16 protein-coding genes are annotated in these 15617 nt (G+C 66.8%); 11 read left to right on the top strand and 5 right to left on the bottom strand.

Features of this window, described 5'->3' with window-relative positions; all coding sequences use genetic code 11:
* Positions 1–13: 13 nt before the first annotated feature.
* From SPDO_RS08870 to SPDO_RS08835, 8 genes are all read left to right on the top strand, one after another.
* Positions 14–1423, top strand: coding sequence for a UDP-N-acetylmuramate--L-alanine ligase (locus SPDO_RS08870; protein ID WP_088367141.1), 1410 nt, complete (start codon positions 14–16; stop codon positions 1421–1423).
* 28 nt (positions 1424–1451) lie between these two features.
* Complete coding sequence (locus SPDO_RS08865; RefSeq protein ID WP_088367140.1) at positions 1452–1706, top strand: DUF6356 family protein; 255 nt, start codon at positions 1452–1454, stop codon at positions 1704–1706.
* 60 nt (positions 1707–1766) lie between these two features.
* A complete protein-coding gene (locus tag SPDO_RS08860) occupies positions 1767–2483 on the top strand; it encodes an alpha/beta fold hydrolase (protein WP_088367139.1) in 717 nt (238 codons plus the stop codon).
* On the top strand, positions 2480–3193 hold the full coding sequence (locus SPDO_RS08855; RefSeq protein WP_088367138.1) for a tetratricopeptide repeat protein: 714 nt from the start codon (positions 2480–2482) through the stop codon (positions 3191–3193). Before SPDO_RS08860 ends, SPDO_RS08855 begins: the two co-directional genes overlap by 4 nt.
* A 12-nt stretch (positions 3194–3205) precedes the next feature.
* The gene (locus SPDO_RS08850) at positions 3206–3661 is read left to right on the top strand and encodes a VOC family protein (RefSeq protein ID WP_088367137.1); all 456 of its coding nucleotides are present in this window, start codon (positions 3206–3208) and stop codon (positions 3659–3661) included.
* A 90-nt stretch (positions 3662–3751) separates the two neighbouring features.
* A complete protein-coding gene (gene gloB, locus SPDO_RS08845; RefSeq protein WP_088367136.1) occupies positions 3752–4486 on the top strand; it encodes a hydroxyacylglutathione hydrolase in 735 nt (244 codons plus the stop codon).
* A 39-nt stretch (positions 4487–4525) separates the two neighbouring features.
* The gene (locus SPDO_RS08840; RefSeq protein ID WP_088367135.1) at positions 4526–4945 is read left to right on the top strand and encodes a hypothetical protein; all 420 of its coding nucleotides are present in this window, start codon (positions 4526–4528) and stop codon (positions 4943–4945) included.
* Positions 4946–5022: 77 nt separating this feature from the next.
* Positions 5023–6345: a cystathionine gamma-synthase family protein gene (locus SPDO_RS08835; protein ID WP_088367134.1), complete on the top strand. Its 1323-nt coding sequence runs from the start codon at positions 5023–5025 to the stop codon at positions 6343–6345.
* Between the two features lie 47 nt (positions 6346–6392).
* On the opposite strand, the gene SPDO_RS08830 is transcribed toward SPDO_RS08835, so the two are convergent.
* Positions 6393–7061, bottom strand: a complete 669-nt coding sequence (locus SPDO_RS08830; RefSeq protein WP_158212170.1) for a TetR/AcrR family transcriptional regulator — start codon at positions 7059–7061, stop codon at positions 6393–6395.
* A gap of 211 nt (positions 7062–7272) precedes the next feature.
* Here SPDO_RS08830 and SPDO_RS08825 point away from each other — a divergent pair, with 211 nt between their 5' ends.
* Complete coding sequence (locus tag SPDO_RS08825) at positions 7273–8094, top strand: SDR family oxidoreductase (protein WP_245829335.1); 822 nt, start codon at positions 7273–7275, stop codon at positions 8092–8094.
* A 111-nt stretch (positions 8095–8205) separates the two neighbouring features.
* On the opposite strand, the gene SPDO_RS08820 is transcribed toward SPDO_RS08825, so the two are convergent.
* Positions 8206–9729, bottom strand: coding sequence for an NAD(P)/FAD-dependent oxidoreductase (locus SPDO_RS08820; protein ID WP_088367132.1), 1524 nt, complete (start codon positions 9727–9729; stop codon positions 8206–8208).
* A gap of 164 nt (positions 9730–9893) precedes the next feature.
* Here SPDO_RS08820 and SPDO_RS08815 point away from each other — a divergent pair, with 164 nt between their 5' ends.
* On the top strand, positions 9894–10976 hold the full coding sequence (locus SPDO_RS08815) for a zinc-binding dehydrogenase (RefSeq protein WP_088367131.1): 1083 nt from the start codon (positions 9894–9896) through the stop codon (positions 10974–10976).
* Positions 10973–11977 (top strand): alpha/beta fold hydrolase, encoded by a 1005-nt coding sequence (locus SPDO_RS08810; protein ID WP_245829334.1) that lies wholly within the window; start codon positions 10973–10975, stop codon positions 11975–11977. The genes SPDO_RS08815 and SPDO_RS08810 overlap by 4 nt, the downstream gene beginning before the upstream one ends.
* A gap of 420 nt (positions 11978–12397) precedes the next feature.
* On the opposite strand, the gene SPDO_RS08805 is transcribed toward SPDO_RS08810, so the two are convergent.
* The 3 genes from SPDO_RS08805 to SPDO_RS08795 all read right to left on the bottom strand — a co-directional run bounded on the left by SPDO_RS08805 (position 12398) and on the right by SPDO_RS08795 (position 15545).
* On the bottom strand, positions 12398–12853 hold the full coding sequence (locus SPDO_RS08805; RefSeq protein WP_088367129.1) for a hypothetical protein: 456 nt from the start codon (positions 12851–12853) through the stop codon (positions 12398–12400).
* Between the two features lie 100 nt (positions 12854–12953).
* Positions 12954–13634, bottom strand: coding sequence for a nitroreductase family protein (locus tag SPDO_RS08800; protein ID WP_088367128.1), 681 nt, complete (start codon positions 13632–13634; stop codon positions 12954–12956).
* Positions 13635–13712: 78 nt separating this feature from the next.
* The gene (locus SPDO_RS08795; protein WP_088367127.1) at positions 13713–15545 is read right to left on the bottom strand and encodes a DUF885 domain-containing protein; all 1833 of its coding nucleotides are present in this window, start codon (positions 15543–15545) and stop codon (positions 13713–13715) included.
* Positions 15546–15617: the final 72 nt, after the last annotated feature.

The raw sequence follows: 15617 nt of genomic DNA, 5'->3' as shown, positions 1-15617 counted from the left end.
ATAGCGCGCGGCCATGCAGGACGGCAACATCGCAGGACAATCCTTCTTTTTCGTGGGCGTCGGCGGCTCGGGCATGATGCCGCTCGCCATGATCCTCGCGGGGCGCGGGGCGATCGTCGCCGGATCGGATCGCGGCCTCGATCAGGGGCGCGTGCCGGCGAAGTTTGCGGACCTTCAGGCTAAGGGCGTGCAGCTGTTCCCGCAGGACGGCAGCGGCATCGTGTCGGCCGATCAGATCGTTGTCGCTTCCGCCGCGGTCGAGGTGACGGTGGCGGACATGGTGGCGGCGGACCGGCTGGGGTGCCGCCGGATGAGCCGCGCCGAGCTGAACGCGGCCTTGTTCAACGCCAGCCGCCTGCCGATCGGCGTTGCGGGTACCAGCGGCAAGTCGACCGTCACCGGCATGATCGCGCGCATCCTCCACGATGCCGGGCTCGATCCGACCGTCATGAACGGTGCGGTGATGAAGGATTTCGCTGGCGCCGATCGCCCGTTCGCCAGCGCGCTGGTCGGAACGGGCGATCCCTATGTCAGCGAGGTGGACGAAAGCGACGGCTCGATCGCGCTCTACACGCCGCGCGTTGCGGTGCTGAACAACGTCAGCCTCGATCACAAATCGCTCGACGAACTGAACGTCCTGTTCGGCGACTTCATCGCCAAGGCAGGCCATGCGGTGGTCAATGCCGGCAACCCCGATGCCGCCGCGCTGGCGATGCGACTGCCGCGCGATCGGGTGACGACCTTTGCGTTGAGCGGCGAGGCCGATCTGGTGCCGACCGACATCGAGGAAGAGCCGTTTGCCGCCGCTTTCACGCTGCGCGGCATCCGCATTCGGCTGAACGTGCCCGGTCGCCACAATGTCGCCAATGCGCTGGCCGCGATTGGCGCCACGCTCGCCGCGGGTGTGCCGTTCGATACGGCTGCGGCGGCGATCGCGCGCTACACTGGCCTGAAGCGCCGCTTCGACCTGGTCGGCGAGGCGGGCGGCGTCGCGGTGATTGACGATTTCGGGCACAACCCGGACAAGATCGCCGCGACCCTCGCGACGCTTCATGCCTTCCCAGGCCGGCTGCTCGTGCTGTTCCAACCGCATGGCTATGGCCCGCTCAAAACCATGCGAAGGGAACTGGTCGAAACGTTCACCCAGGGGCTTGGCCCCGACGACCTGCTGGTGCTGCCCGACCCGGTCTATCAGGGTGGCACCGTCAGCCGCGAGGTGACCAGCGCCGACATCATCAGTGACGTCGCGGTCAGCGGCGGCAATGCTCGGTACATTCCCGATCGCGCGGCGGCGGCGGCGCATTTGGTCGCAAGCGCCCGCCCCGGCGACCGCATCGTCATCATGGGCGCGCGCGACGACACGCTGCCGCTGCTCGCCGCGGAGATGGTGGCGCAACTCGGCACCCGTGATAGTGTCGGCTGATCGGCAACCTCCCACCCAAGGAAAATCGATGCTGCGCCGCCTGTTTCTCGATCATCCTGCCTCCGTCGGCGAAAGCTATGCGGAGCATTTCGGCGTGGCCGGGCGGTTCGGCGCGCGCATGATGGTTGGCGGCATGGGTGCGCTGGTCCATGCCGTGCTGCCGTTCGCCTGCAAGACCACCGGCAGCCGCACGATCGCCGAGCTGCATGCCGAGATGGTCGCCAAGCGTACCGCAAAGCGCGATGCCGAGACGCAGGTGAAGACGGTCGAATATGTGATCTGACGCGCCGGCGACGAGACGCCCGCCTTTCGCTTGGCCCGGCCCGTCGCTACATCGCGCCGCATGACAGACCCGCAGCGTCCACGCCTTGCCTATCACCTGACGCAGGGGAGCGGCCCGACGATCGTCTTCTTGCCGGGCTATGCCTCGGACATGACCGGCAGCAAGGCGCTCGCGCTGGAAAGCTGGGCGCGGGAGAGCGGGCGCGCCTTTCTGCGCTTCGATTATGCGGGATGCGGCGCCAGCGAGGGCGCGTTCGAGGAGCAATCGCTGGCCGATTGGCGCGACGACGCGCTGGCGATGATCGATCATGCGGTGGAAGGCCCAGTGGTGCTGGTCGGCTCCTCGATGGGCGGGTGGATCATGCTGCTGGCCGCGCTGGCCCGGCCCGAGCGCGTTCAGGCAATGGTCGGCATCGCCGCAGCGCCCGATTTCACCGACTGGGGCTTCAGCCAGGAAGAAAAGCTCTACATCCTCCAGCATGGCCGGCTCGAGCGGCCGAACCCCTATGGGCCGCAGCCGACCGTCTACACTCGCCGTTTCTGGCAGGCGGGGGAAGCCAATCGGCTGATGCACGGCGCTATCGCGCTCGACGTTCCGATGCGGCTGCTCCACGGCCAGCGCGACCCCGATGTGCCGTGGGCGCAAACGGTGCGGCTGGCGGAGCTGATCCGCGGCGACGACGTGCAGGTGACGCTGGTGAAGGACGGCGACCATCGCCTGTCGCGCGACGCGGACATCGCCCTGCTGATCCGCACCGTTGAGGGCGTGTTGGCATGATCCTGCTGGCGCTGGCGCTGCAGGTATCCGCCGCCCCGGTCGCGCCGGGATGCGCGGCGCTCGCCCTCACCGATCCGGTCGCGGCGCAGCAGCGCGCCATAAGCGATCGCAGCGCGGACGGGCGCGCGTGCCTTGGCCTGGCGTTGGCGGAGCAGGGGCAGTTCATCGCGGCGGCGCCCGCGTTTGAGGAAGCGGCGCGCGTATCAGAGCTTGCCCGCGACGGACTGGCCGCGCGTTATTGGGCGCAGGCCGGCAATGCCTGGCTGGCGGGGCAGGAGCCGGCCAAGGCGCGCGCCGCGCTGAATGCGGCCCTGGCGTCGGGCACGCTGGCGGGACTAGAGCGGGGCGAGGCGGCGCTGGATCGGGCGCGGGCGCTGGTGGCGCTGGGCGACCTGCCGACCGCGCGCGCCGACCTCGATCTGGCGTTAAAGGACGCAGCGGATGATCCGCTGGCCTGGCTGCTTTCCGCCACCTGGGCGCGGCGCACGGGCGATCTGTCGCGTGCGAAGGTCGATATTGCACAGGCGCTGCGCCGGGCGGCAGACGACGCGCAGGTGCAGCTGGAAGCCGGCAACATCGCCGCCGCCAGCGGCGACGAGGCGGGCGCGAAGGCGGCGTGGGGCGAAGCGGTGCGGATCGCGCCCGATAAGCCGGCGGGCCAATCGGCGGCTCGTGCGTTGACGCAGTTCACGGGCAATCAACAGCCATAATCTGGAGGATAGATGCGGTATCTCCACACCATGATCCGGGTAGCCGATCCGGACAAGACGATCGCCTTTTTCAAGGTGCTGGGCTTCGAGGAAGTGCGCCGCACCGACAGCAAGGCGGGCCGGTTTACGCTGATCTTTCTCGCCACGCCCGATGACATGCGCGGCCCCGGCGAGCGCGCGCGGGCCGAGGTGGAACTGACGTACAACTGGCCGGCCGAGGATGGCAGCGCGCCGGAGGAATATACCGGCGGGCGCAATTTCGGGCATCTCGCGTATGATTGCGACGACATCTACGCGACGTGTCAGGCGGTGCTGGACGCCGGCTATACCGTTCACCGCCCGCCGAGGGACGGTTACATGGCCTTCGTGAAGACGCCGGACGGGATCTCGATCGAGCTGCTGCAGCTGAACGGCCCTAAGCCGCCGCAGGAGCCGTGGGCGTCGATGCCGAATACCGGCAGCTGGTAAGTCGGCCGGGCCGCCCGCGGGACCTCTCGCGGGCGGCACCGTGCCGGTATGGCAGTCGTCGCCTGATCGCGCGTGTTGAAGGGAGCTACCATGTCGCCACTTGAGATCGTTCGCGTGCCCGTGCTCAGCGACAATTACAGCTGGCTGGTGCACGATCCGGATAGAGGCGCGACAATGGTGATCGATCCGGGCGAGGCGCAGCCGCTGCTCGATGCCGCGGCGGCGCGCGGCTGGACGATCGGTGAGATCTGGAACACGCATTGGCACCCCGATCACGTCGGCGGCAATGCCGGCATCGTGGCGGCGACCGGCGCGACGGTCACTGGACCGGAGGCGGAACGCGAGAAGATCGGCGCGGTCGACCGCGGCGTCGGCGAGGGCGACAGCGTGTCGCTCGGCCAGCACCAGGCCGTGGTGATGACGGTGCCGGGGCATACGCAGGGGCATGTGGCGTTCCACTTCGCCGACGATGCGGTGATCTTCACCGGCGACACGCTGTTTGCGATGGGCTGTGGCCGGCTATTCGAGGGGACGCCGGCGGATATGTTCGGCAACATGCAGCGCTACGCCGCGTTGCCCGACGCGACGAAGGTGTATTGCGGGCACGAATATACCCAGTCGAACGGGCGTTATGCGGTGGTGGCCGAGCCCGATAATGCGGCGATCAAGGCGCGCCTGGAACGGGTGAACCAGGCGCGCGCCGCCGGCGAAGCGACGATCCCGACGACGATCGGCGACGAACGCGCCACCAATCCGTTCCTGCGCGCCACCAGCGCCGAGCAATTGGCGGCATATCGCGCCGCGAAGGATAGTTTTCGCGGGTAGCGGCGTTGTAGTGCTGAGCGGCCGACAGGAGGCACGACAATGGCCAAGATGTTGATTTCCTTTGCACTTGCCGCAGCAGTGGGCGCGGCCGGGATGACGGCGGCCTGTGCTGCCGGTGACAAGCGGCCCGGGCCGTACGAGCGGCAGCAGATCCGGCTGCAGAAAGAGCTGGCGCGCCTGACCCCGCAGCAGCCGGTCGATTGCATCGACACGCGCTTTCGCAACGTGTCGCTGGAGGCGATCGGCACCAAGCTGATCTATCGCGAAAGCCGCGATCGCATGTACGTTAGCGAAACCGCGGGCGGGTGCGAGAATGTGGCGCGCGGCGATGCGCTGGTGACGCGGCAGTTCGGGCCTCGGCTGTGTCGCGGCGATATCGCCACCACGGTCGATAGAGCCGCACGGTTCCAGACCGGGAGCTGCGCCATCGGGCCGTTCACACCCTATACCGCAGGCTGATCGCCAGACCGGATCGTTGCTGCTAGGCATCCGCTCATGGCGCGGGACCGCGCCTCTTCCCCAGCGGAGCCAAGATAATGTCGAACGAAACCGAAGCCGATCTCACCGGCGTTGCGCCGCGCGTTGCGCCCAAGCCCAAGGTGGACGAGATCGGCGGCCGCAAGCTGAAGCCGGCCACGCTGATGATGGGTCACGGCTATGATCCGTCGCTGTCCGAAGGATCGCTGAAGCCGCCGATCTTTCTCACCTCCACCTTCGTCTTTCCCAATGCCGCGGCGGGCAAGCGCCATTTCGAGGGCGTGACGGGCAAGCGGCCGGGCGGCGCGGAGGGCCTCGTCTATTCGCGCTTCAACGGCCCCAACCAGGAAATCCTCGAAGACCGGCTGAGCGTCTGGGAGGATGCCGAGGATGCACTCGCCTTCTCCAGCGGCATGTCGGCGATCGCCACGCTGTTCCTGTCGATGGTGAAGCCGGGCGACACGATCGTCCATTCGGGGCCGCTCTATGCCGCCACCGAGACGCTGATCGCGCGCATCCTGGGCAAGTTCGGCGTGAAGTGGCTCGACTTTCCGGCCGGCGCGACGCGCGAGGAAATCGACAAGGTGCTGACCGAGGCGGCGACCGGCAATGTCGCGCTGATCTATCTCGAAAGCCCCGCCAACCCGACCAACGCGCTGGTCGATGTGGAGGCCGTCGCGGCGAGCCGTGACGCGATCTTTACCGGCGACGGCAAGCCGCCGATCGCGATCGACAACACGTTCCTCGGGCCGCTGTGGGCGAAGCCGCTGCAGCAGGGCGCGGACATCGTGGTCTATTCGCTGACCAAATATGCCGGCGGCCATTCGGACCTGGTGGCGGGCGGCGTGCTGGGTTCCAAGGAGCACATCAACACGATCCGCTCCATGCGCAACACGATCGGCACGATCTGCGATCCGAACACCGCATGGATGCTGCTCCGCAGCCTAGAAACGCTGGAACTGCGCATGAGCCGGGCGGGCGAGAATGCCGCCAAGGTGTGCGAATTCCTAGCCGCGCACCCGAAGGTGGAGAAGGTCGGCTATCTCGGCTTTCTGGAGCGGGGCGAGGACAAGCGGCAGGCCGATATCTATCGCCGCCATTGCAGCGGCGCGGGCTCGACCTTCTCGCTGTATCTGAAGGGCGGCGAGCCGGAGGCGTTCGCCTTCCTTGACGCGCTGAAGATCGCCAAGCTGGCCGTCAGCCTGGGCGGTACCGAGACGCTGGCGAGCCACCCCGCCGGCATGACCCACCTGTCGGTCGCCGACGAGCGCAAGGCGGCGCTGGGCATCACCGACAATCTGGTGCGCATTTCGATCGGCGTGGAAGACGCCGAGGATCTGATCGCCGACTTCAGCCAGGCGCTGGATGCAATAGGCGGCTGATCCAGCCGATCTTGCCACTGCGCCGGAAATGTCGGCGCGGTGGCAGGTCAGGCAGCGGCGGCGCTTGCGCGGTGCCGCTGCTGCTCCTCCTGATACGTGATCAGTCGCTGCTCGAGCTTTTCGGCAGCCGCCCCCGTCGCGGCGCCGCGCAACGTTATCGCGTAGCCGTAGCCGACATGCGCCTCGAGCTCGTGCACCTCGATCCCGCCCAGGACCCAGGCCAGCATTGCTGCCACGTAAACCGCGTCCAGCGCGCGGAGCAGCGGATCGATTTCCACCGCGGCAAGCAGCGCACCATCGCTTTTCGCCTCGTTGAGAAGCGCCCACCAGAAGCCGTAACGCTGCGGTGTCTGCAATTCCCCGCGCAATTCCTTGCTGTCGAAGCGCAGCGCCTCGGTCCACAAGGTACGGTAAAACTCGGGATCGTCGGCAAGATAGGCGAGCGAAATCGACACCGCCTGAAAGATCCGGTCGGTGGCGCCGACGCGGTGAAGTTGCGAGAAACGCTCGTGAAATTCACGTACGTCCTCCAGCAGCGCGATGACGATGGCGCGTTTGGACCCGAACAGGTTGTACGGCGTGGTCAGCGACACGCCGGCGCGCGCAGCGATTGCGCGCATCGACAAGCCGGTATCGCCCGTTTCCTTGATCAGATCGCGTGCCGCGGCGATGATCCGCCGCCGACGCTCCGCCTTGGCGTCCTCGCGCCGGCTCACCCCAATTCCCTTTGCATGGCCGATCGATAGGCGGCGCGGGCGCAAGCTGCAACGGCGGGGTGGTAAATTTCCATAACGCGTTTGCAAAGTCTCTGGTCAGCCGTGCGGGTGCGGCCTAGCTTGGGTGGCAAAGACGAACAGAGGAGAGGGCCATGGCCGAGGCGATTACCGGGATCGGTACCGTGCGCGCGCGGAATGCAGGAGCGCTGGCGTGAGCGGGGTGGCGAATGGTCGCAAGGCGATCTTCATCACCGGCGCGGCGTCCGGCATGGGGCTGGAGACGGCGCGGCTGTTCGCGCGCGAGGGCTGGTTCGTCGGCGGGGTCGATGTCAACAGGGCAGGGCTCGCGGCGCTGGAAGAAGAGCTTGGCGCGGAAAATTGCCTGATCCAGCAATTGGATGTGACCGACCGCGACGCTTATGCCGCGGCGCTGGAGCGGTTTGCGGGGGCGAGCGGCGGGCGGCTGGACATCCTGTACAACAATGCCGGGATCGGGCGCGGCGGGCCGTTTGCCGACCAGCCGTGGGCCGATGTGCTGGCGGTCGTGAAAGTGAACTTCATCGGCGTGCTGACCGGAATTCACTTGGCAATACCGTTGCTTAAGGCGACGCCGGGATCCTTGTGCTTCACCACATCCTCGTCGTCTGCGACGTACGGCATGCCGATGATCGCGGTCTATTCGGCGACGAAGCATGCGGTGAAGGGGCTGACCGAGGCGCTGGCGATCGAGCTGAAGCCGTTCGGCGTGCGCGTGGCGGACGTGCTGCCGGCGCTGATCGATACCCCGATCCTGCCCGAGGGCGCAGCGGCGGCAGCGCCGAAAACGGGAGTTTTCCGCGCCATTCCGCCGCGCGAGGTGGCCGAGACGGTGTGGGAAGCATATCATTCCGACACGCTGCACTGGTATGTGCCGCGCGAGCTGGTGGCGCTGGACCATCGGGCGACGCTGCACCCCGAGCAGACGCGCGACGAGATGGCGGCGGGCACATTGTTCGCGACGATTGATGCGCAGATCGGCGCGACCGCCGGCTGAGCGGAGAAATTTGGCCACGGATCGTGGTGCGGCGGCCGGGTAGCGGCAATTAATCGGCCTCTTCTGGCCGGCAATGCCGCGGCGCTGGCCAGTTACCTTGCCATGCCCCGATCAGGCCGCTTTCAGCATGTCCGCGCGCGCGTCGAGGCCTATGGTGGCCATCAGTTCGGGGCGGTCGGGGCCGGGCTGGGGGGCGTAGGCGTCGGCGTTGAGGCGGCGGCCGCGCGCCCAATAGCCGAGCACCTTGCTGAGGTTCTGCGGGCGCTTCAGCCATGCCTCGGGATGCTCGAGCATGTGGAAGCCACGCATCATCGCACGCATCAGCTGAACGTCCGAGCGGGCGGCGATCGTGATGCCGTCCTCGACGAAGCTCTTGGCCAGCCGCGCCTTCAGCCGGGGGCGGTGATCGGGGGTGAGCGTGGCGCGGGCACGGCGGATGGCGGCGCGATCCTGCTTCAGCATCAGATCGTAATAAGGCTTCACCTCCGCCTGGATGCCGCGATGGTAGATGCCGAGCCGGGCGGCGGGATCGCGCGTGCTGTCGAGCGCGCGGCGCAGCACGCCGGCGCTGACCGCGGCGAGCGAGCAGCCGCGCCCGTAGAGCGGGTTGGTGCGCACCAGCGCGTCGCCGATCGCGAAGTAGCCGAGCAATGCGGGCTTGTCGTCAACGACGAGGTTGCGCCAGCGGCTGTGCAGATCGCCCATGCCGATGACTTTGCCGACCGGCTCCGACACGGCCGGATCGACCCATGGCGCCATGCCGGGCATCGCCATGCAGATGCGCTGAAAGGTATCGCCGTCCATCACCGCGCGGCGCAGCGCATGCTCGATCTCGGGCACGCAGAGCGTGATGGAGAAGCGGCGGTTGTCGGCGGGGAAGACGCCGAACTTGAGATAGCCGAGATCGCCCGACGCGGGGACGTCGCCGCGTGGCGGCTCCTCCTGCCCGTCCAGCAGGCGGTAATGGCGGGTGAAATACAGCACGCCGGCGGTTTCGGCCGCCTCCGCGATCGGCGCGCCGGCCTTTATGAGCTGTTCGATGAGGTTCGCCGCCTTGCCGCCGGCATCGACCACCACGTCGGCGGTGATTTCCTCGCGGCCCGCCGCAGTATCGGCCACCACCCCGGTCACAACGATGGTGCCGTGATTGTCGGGGTGCGAGATCGGCGCGCGGACCTTCACGCCGCTGCGGATCGTGACGCCGGGCAGCCGCTCGACATAGCGGCGGATCACCAGCTCCAGCGTGGTGCGGCGGCTGGTGAGGATGGTGAGATCGGCGTCGCCGGGCTGCGGCACATATTGCGCCTTCATCCTGGGCGGCAGCATGTCGGCAAAGGTGATGTCGCGGCAGCCGGCAGCGTAGAGATCCGCCAGCAGCGCGGGATGCTCGTCGCGGATGATGTTGCGCAGCCGGGCGAGAAACGCGTGGCTCTGGCGCAGCTGGCCGACGCCGCGGCGCTGCCATTGATCGAACGCCACATCGGGGCCGCCCTCTGGCGGCGCATCGTCGCGTTCGAGCAGCGTGACGCGGCGCGTGCCCCCGCCGAGTCGCAGCGCGGTGCACAGACCGGCGATGCCGGCCCCGACCACCACCACCTGCTCGCCCGACCGGTCTGAAACGCTCGTGTCCGACATGGCTCTCTCCATCATCCCGGCACGCCGAATAGTCCGAAACGCGACCAATCGCAAGAAATACAAACGCGTTATGATTATGCGGGTTGCGCTTGGCGGCGGGACGCGTCACCATGCTGGGCATGATCCGGCGAGAAAGCCGGGCAACAGCATAGGGAGGGGCTGCCATGCGCGCCGTGGTGAGACGCAACAAGCAATTGGTGTGCGACGAGGTGCCCGATCCCACGCCCGGCCAGGGCGAGGTGCTGGTGAAGACACTGGCCTGCGGCATCTGCGGGTCTGACCTCCACGCGGTGCATTCGTTCGAGAACATGCTGGAGCTGGGCGCACGCACCGGCGAGAAGCCGCGCACCGATCCGTCCAAGGACATGATCTTCGGCCATGAATTTTCCGCCGAGATCCTGGACCACGGCCCCGGATCGGCGAAGACGCTGAAGGCGGGCACGCGCGTCGTTTCCATGCCGATCGCGATGAAGCCGGAGGGCTATGAAGCGATCGGTTATTCGAACACCTATCCCGGCGGCTATAGCGAGCGGATGGTGCTGAGCGAGGCCATGCTGCTGGAAGTGCCCAATGGCCTCAGCGACATTCAGGCGGCGATGACCGAGCCGTTCGCGGTGGGCGAACATGCCGTCGCCATGTCGGCAGCGGGGCCGGACACGGTGAATCTCGTCATCGGCTGCGGCCCGGTGGGGCTGGCGGTGATCGCGGCGCTGAAATCGCGCGGGCTGGGGCCGATCGTCGCGGCGGATTTCTCGCCCGCGCGGCGCGCGGTGGCGGAAAAGATGGGCGCCGATGTGATCGTCGATCCGGCCAAGGAATCGCCGCACACCAAGTGGAGCGAGCTGGGCGTACCGCGCACTTCGTCGGAGCGGATGGCGGCAATGATGAGCGGGCAGACAGGCAAGCGCGCGATCGTCTTCGAATGCGTCGGCGTGCCGGGCGTCTTGCAGAACATCATCGAATCGGTGCCGGTGAGCACGCAGGTGATCGTGGCCGGCGTGTGCATGGAAACCGACAAGATCGAGCCGTTCCTGTGCATCAACAAGCAGATCGATTTCCGCTTCGTGCTTGGCTACACCGCCGACGAATTCGCCGCGACGCTGGGCAATATCGCCGAGGGCAAGATCGACGTGCTGCCGGCGATCACCGACGAGGTGGGGCTGGACGATGTGGCCGCAGCCTTTGTCGCGCTCGCCGATCCTGAAAAGCAGTGCAAGGTGGTGGTGCGGCCGGAGCTGCGCGCATGAGCCTGCCGATGGAGGCGCCGCGCGCGCTCGCCGCCGCGATGCCGCCGGTGCAGTTCGTGGAAACGAACGGCATCCGCATGGCCTATTACGAGGTGGGGCCGAAGGGCGAGGGCGTGCCCGTGATCTTCTGCCACGGCTTTCCCGAGCTGGCCTTTTCGTGGCGGCATCAGCTGGATGCGTTCGAGAAGGCGGAGCGCTGGGCGATCGCGCCCGACCAGCGCGGCTATGGCCTGACCAGCCGGCCGGAGCGGATCGAGGATTACGACCTCGAACATCTGACGGCCGATATCGCCGGCATGATGGACGCGCTGGGCATCGAAAAGGCGATCCCCTGCGGGCACGATTGGGGCGGCATGGTCGTGTGGCAATTCGCGCTGCGCTACCCCGAGCGGTGCGCGGGCGTGATCGGGGTGAACACGCCATTCCTGCCGCGCGGCGAGATCGACCCGATCGCGGGGATGCGCGCGGCCTATGGCGAGGACATGTATATCGTCTGGTTCCAGAAGCCGGGCGAGGCGGATGCGGCCTTGGCGGCCGACCCGGAGCGGTCGATGCGCTTCTTCATGCGCAAGCCGCAGATGACGCTGAAGGAATATGAGCAACTGCCCGCCGAGCAGCGGACGCTGGCGCTGGGCGAGGGGCTGAAGCTCTACGATGCCGAGAACGACTCGCAGCAGTTCCTGTCGGACGAGGAGATTGCGGCGTTTGCCGAGACGTTCGCGGCGACGGGCTTCACCGGCGGGATCAACTGGTATCGCAACTTCACGCGCAACTGGCAGGCGTCGGCCGATCTGGTCGAGCGCGTCGACGTGCCATCGCTGATGGTGATGGCGGAGAATGACGTGGTGCTGAGCCCCGCGATGACGGAGGGCATGGAGCGCTATGTCCCCGATCTGGAGCGGGTGCTGGTGGAGAAATCGGGCCATTGGACGCAGCAGGAATATCCCGACGCGGTGAACCGCGCGCTGCTTGGCTGGTTGGACAAGAGGTTTCCGCGCTGAGGCGCCATGGGGCGTTTCGGGGCGATGGTATCCTGGGCTGGGCGGGGGAGAGGAGCGGACCTCTTTCCTGTTCGGATGAGCCCGTAGCGGGGCGGGGTCGCGGCACTCCACGCGGCCTTGCCGGCGGGTTCGGCTCGTTTCGGCGAGTGTGAGGGTATGGCTCGTATCGGCAGATGGATGGCTGTCGATGCGGGCCGTGCCTTTTGGGGGGTGGGGGCGGAGAGAGCGGTCCGTCTGCAGAAGCTAGGTCCCTGTCATTCCCGCGAAGGCGGGAATCCAAAAACGCAGCGCCTGCTTTTCTTGTCAGGTTCAAAGGTTATGGATCCCCGCCTTCGCGGGGATGACGATGGAGAGAGTGGCAGAAGTCGCCCAATAGCGGACGTTCGAGAGCGCGATCTGAGCTTGCATATGGTGAAGGCGCTAATCAGAAAAGTGTTCGAGCCTCGCCCCGGAAAGAAGCGGCTTTATCGCTTCCAGCGTATCTACGTCTCGGTGCCAGAGAATGTAGGTGTAATCCCAATCTTCCGTGATCACACAATTCATCGCGGGGATGACAAACTGAAGGAACTGGCTCGCGTCCTTTTGCATGGCTTCCTGATGGTCGCTTAAGAACGGCTCCAGACGTGCAGGAAATTTAATTGTTTCGTTTGAATGATCGACTACCCCCATGTGGAAGGCTCCGAAGGCGGCCAACAGCATTCGGTTAAACCTCAGCCATTTGTCTTCACTGACCTCATCCAACAGGTGAAGCCGTTCTTTACCCAGCCACCCCGGCCACAGCGAAATGAACTCCTTTTTGAAATCTGATCGCACCTCGCCGTGCTCGAAGAACACCTCGTAAATGGCTTTCCCAGACATCGCCTGTTCTTCAGTCATGACCGACCGCTATTCGCAGCGAGGAAAGGCCGCAATGTCCGCTCTCCTCCCAAAAGCCGCCATTCCGCTCGCGCTATACTCCAATTGCTTGTCGCTCTGCCTACTCCGCAAACCCCACGAACCGTGCCGCTTCGCTCACCGGCTTGCGGCGTGAGACCACCGCGTTGGCGGGAAAGGTGTCGTCGGGCCAGCCCATCGCGACGCAGGTCTGGATCACCTGATCGTCGGGAATGCCGGCGTGTTCGCGCACCACGGGTGATTGCATGATGCCCTGGCTGTTGATGACGCAGCCGAGCCCGCGCGACCAGGCGGCGTTGACGAGCGCGGTGGTGACGGCGCCGCAATCGAACGGCGCGATGTCGCTGCCCAGCAGCACGCGATCATAGGTGACGACGATCGAAACGGGGGCGTCGAACTGGCGAAAGCCGCGCAGCACCCAATCGTGGCGCTTTTCCTTGTCCTCGCGCGCGATGTCCATGGCGCCGAAGAGTTGCTTGGCGATCTCGATCTGCCGTTCGCGGTGGACGCCGCCGTACTCCTCGCCGAGGCGGAATTCGCGCGAGTGGGGCACGCCGGCCAGGTTGCGCTCGGTATTGCCCTGGCGGATGCGGTCGAGCGGTTCGCCGGTCAGGACGGTGAAGTTCCACGGCTGGGTGTTGAGCGAGGAGGGTGTGCGCAGGGCGAGCGCGAGGATCTCCTCGATCAGCGCGCGGGGGACGGGATCGGGCTTGAACCCGCGGATGCTGCGGCGGCCGTTCACCACGTCGTCATAGCTTTGCATTGCTGCCTCTCCCGTCTTTTGCCCCTGCTCCTAACACAAACGCCATCCCCGCAAAGGCGGGGATGACGGATTGGGTGGTCAGGCCTTCAGCATCCGCTCGGTCACCATGCGTTCGAGGATGGTGAGCGGCATGGCGCCGTCGAGCAGCACCGCGTGGAACGTGCGCGGGTCGAAGGCGGCGCCCTGCTTCTTCTTCACCGCGTCGCGCAGGCGCACCCAGACGGTGTGGCCGATCTTGTAGCTGGTCGCCTGGCCGGGCCAGACGGTGTAGCGATCGATCTCGTTCTGGCTGCGGCCCTGCGCGATCCCGGTGGTGGCGATGAAATATTCGGTCGCCTTTTCGCGGCTCCAGCGCTTGTGGTGGAGGCCCGAGTCGACGACGAGCCGCGTGGCGCGGAACAGGAGCGACTGGAGATAGCCCACCTGGCCGAGCGGATCGCCCTCGAACATGCCCATCTCGTCCGCCAGCTGCTCCGAATAGAGCGCCCAGCCCTCGGTATAGCCGCTGAACCCGCCGCGGCGGCGGATGAGCGGGATATCCTGCGATTCAAGCGCGGTCATCACCTGAAGGTGGTGGCCGGGCACCGCCTCGTGATGCGTCAGCGTGGCGAGGCCGAATTTCGGGCGATCGAAGCTGTCGCGCAGGTTGATGTAGTAGATGCCCGGACGCGAGCCATCGATCGCGGCGTTCTGGTAATAGCCGCCCGGCGCGCCCGCCTCGATCGACTTGGGCACGCGTCGCACCTCGACCGGGGCCTTGGGAATGAAGGCGAACTGCTCGGGCAGGCGCTTTTGCATCGCGATCACCTGGCGGTTGAGCTGCGCGATCAGCTGTTCCTTGCCGGCGTCGGTGTTGGGATAAACCTGATCGGGGCGCTGGTTGAGCGCGACGAGCCGCTCGCCGACGGTGCCCTGGCTCATGCCCTGCGCCTTCAGGATGCCGTCGATGCGGTTGGTGATCTCGGCGACCTGCGCGAGGCCGAGGCGGTGGACCTCCTCGCCCGGCATGGCGACGGTGGTCGCGGCCTCGACGGCAGCAGCGTAATAGGCCTCGCCATCGGGAAGGCGCCAGACGCCGGCGTCATGCGACGCCTTGCCGCGCAGCTCGGTGACGAGCGCGCGCTGGCGATCGAGCGCGGGGAAGACCTGATCGTTCATGATCTTGGTCGCCTGGGCGACGCGATCGTCGGGGAGGTTCGCGGCTTTCAGCTTGGTGGCGAGCGCGGTCACGGGCACGGTCGCGGCGGCGGGCTGATCGCGCAGACCGCCCATCAGCTTGAGCGTCGTGTCGAGGATGTAATCGGGCGCGAAGACACCGCGCGCGGCATCGGCGCGCTGCCGCTCGGTATCCTGGTCGATCGCGGTGGCGAAGGCCGAAACGCGGGCGAGATAGGCGTCGGCGTCCGCGGCATCGGCGACGCGGTGCTGCGAGCTGAGGAAATCGGGCACTTCGCGATAGGCGCCCGTCAGCTGCGTCAGGATATAGGGCGCGAACCGGCCCATGCTGGCGCCGTAGGTGAACTGCTCACCACCAGCGATGCTGCGCTGGAGCTGATAGGAGACGACCTCGTAATCGATCCGCGCGGCGGGGGAGAGCGAGGCGGGGTTGATCTGGCGCAGCGCGGCGAGCTCCGCCTTCGCGCGGGCGAGATCCTCCTTCACGCCGGCGGCCGAGGCGTCGTTCAGTTTCGACTTGAGCGCGGCGCGCGCGCCATTGTCGAGGCCGAGCGCGGTGGCGCCTTCGGGATTGTCGTCGATCCGCGCGTAGAAGAACTGATCGAGCATCGCGTGCAGCTTCGCGTCGTTCGGGTTCTTGCCTGTTGTCGCTGTGGTGGCCTGCTGCGCGGCGGCCGGCACGGCGCTGGCAAGGGCAGCGGCGCCGGTGCTGCCGAGAAAGGTGCGACGATCCATAGGGTTGTACTCCTGGGGGGAACAGCCCGGTCACCGCCGTGCTGGACGCGCGGCGACCGGGAAAAGGGGCTC

Origin of the sequence: Sphingomonas dokdonensis, assembly GCF_002197685.1 — a bacterium.
Taxonomy (GTDB): Bacteria; Pseudomonadota; Alphaproteobacteria; order Sphingomonadales; family Sphingomonadaceae; genus Sphingomonas; species Sphingomonas dokdonensis.
The sequence above is the reverse complement of the archived record's forward strand: the minus strand, read 5'-3'. Positions and strand labels throughout refer to the sequence as shown.